This is a genomic window from Psychromonas sp., assembly GCF_041586535.1.
Taxonomy (GTDB): Bacteria; Pseudomonadota; Gammaproteobacteria; order Enterobacterales; family Psychromonadaceae; genus Psychromonas.
On the sequence record NZ_JBFGZY010000238.1, the window covers coordinates 1 to 1812 of the forward strand.

Annotated in this window: 3 protein-coding genes; 2 read left to right on the forward strand and 1 reads right to left on the reverse strand. The window is 38.6% G+C overall.

Annotated features, from left to right (window positions below):
- Positions 1–138: 138 nt before the first annotated feature.
- Positions 139–720, reverse strand: coding sequence for a rhombosortase (rrtA, locus tag ABZA00_RS16945; protein WP_372883323.1), 582 nt, complete (start codon positions 718–720; stop codon positions 139–141).
- 27 nt (positions 721–747) lie between these two features.
- Between rrtA and ABZA00_RS16950 the strand changes: the two genes are divergently transcribed.
- Positions 748–1350, forward strand: coding sequence for a tRNA-uridine aminocarboxypropyltransferase (locus ABZA00_RS16950; protein WP_372883324.1), 603 nt, complete (start codon positions 748–750; stop codon positions 1348–1350).
- 45 nt (positions 1351–1395) lie between these two features.
- Positions 1396–1812: an alternative ribosome rescue aminoacyl-tRNA hydrolase ArfB gene (gene arfB, locus ABZA00_RS16955; protein WP_372883325.1), complete on the forward strand. Its 417-nt coding sequence runs from the start codon at positions 1396–1398 to the stop codon at positions 1810–1812.

The following is a 1812-nucleotide window of genomic DNA, read 5'->3' on the forward strand; positions in this document are numbered from 1 at the left end:
ACTCATTTATACTTGCTAAAATGAATGCTAGCTGTGTTATTGATTTTGTAATTAGAACAACTAGTTACTGCAATCAATGCCTTGCTTTCATCCATTTTTTCTACGCCTAAATAGATCATCTAATTATCGGAATTGGTATTATTTATCCGAAATATAGCACTTTTTTTGTGATATGAATTTTACAATGTAAAAACAACACCCTGCCAGTGCGCCATAAAGGTGTGCATTAATTAATACCTCGGCGGCAATTAACTCTATGGTACTTTGCATTGCGCCAAAGATTTGTTCATAAATAATTTTAATGGCGAAACCCGCTCCTAACAGATAACCCCAGGGATCTTTTCTGGCAATATCCTGTGCAACCCCATAACTGAACAGAGCGTGCAAAACACCTGATAAACCGACATACCAGATAACCTGGCGTTCGAAGAAAAACAGGCATAAGCCGATAAATAAACTGCTGAAAAGAATTATTGGAAAAATTTTCATGGTCTTATATAAATCAATAAATAAGCCCAAGGTAATAATTAATCCGGCGATATTCATCAGCAGATGATTAAAATTAGTATGGCAGAAGGTCGCAGTGAAAAGCCGCCAAATTTGACCTTCTGCGATGCCATTATGATAATATGCAAGCATTTCACTTGCTGTTGGTTCAAACAGATAAACCGCAAGCGTAAATAATATGATCAATGCCGTTTCGAGAAAAAGAGAGCGCATCTGTTTCCTATAAAGAGGTTTTTATAAATGAGCAAAAGAGCCCTTTGCAAATGTTGTTTAAAAGCTCAATCGACCTGCATCTGTGCAACCATAGAGTCTATTGATAATCAGCACTTTTTGCATGTATTGCAAGATCCCAGCGAAGAAAAAAAAGCGCTAGGGACTGCGAGAATCTTAGCATTGTCATTAAAACGTTCAAAAATCACTGTCGGAGAGGTGTTTGATGAAAGCTTGTTTGACTTGCAGAATAGTTTTTTAGTTTTTCCGGATCCCCCGGCAACACCCGCAGAGTTGCTTGCTGAGCATAAAGAAGTAAATTCCGAGAGTGTTTTTATTTTACTCGATGGCAGTTGGAAAAAAGCTTATAAGTTACTAATGAGTAATCCTTTTTTACAGAAGTTGCCGAAAATATCAATTCATGCTGAGCAAAAAAGCCAGTACCGTATTCGCAAATCACCACGTGATGATGGTTTATCAACGGTTGAAGCTGGCTATTATTTACTTGCCCAGTTAGAAAATAACCCGGAAAAGTTTAGCCCCTTGTTAAGCAGCTTTAAAGCGATGATCGATCATCAAATATCCCTGATGCCGCCGGAGATATATAAACAGCATTATCTGGATAAAAAATGAAAAATAGGCAGGTGTTATCCGATAATTAAAAATAAGGGGAAAGCAATGTTAAAAATTTCAAATGCCATCCAGATTGCAGACTGGGAAATAGAGATGAGCGCGATCCGCGCTCAGGGGGCCGGCGGACAGAATGTGAATAAAGTGTCCAGTGCCATTCATTTACGCTTTGATATTAAAAAATCCAGATTACCGCCTTTTTATAAAGAAAGGTTATTAGCATTATCCGACAGCCGTGTTACCAGCGACGGGGTCATTATTATTAAAGCGCAGAATTATCGCACCCAGGAGAAAAACCGGGATGATGCTTTGCAGCGTTTAAAAGAGTTAATATTGTCTGCGGTGGCGGTGCAAAAAGTGCGTCGTGCAACCAAAGCAACCAAGGGATCACAACAACGCCGTATGGATAAAAAAACACAGCACGGAAAAACCAAAAGTATGCGCAGCAAAAAAATTGATTATTAG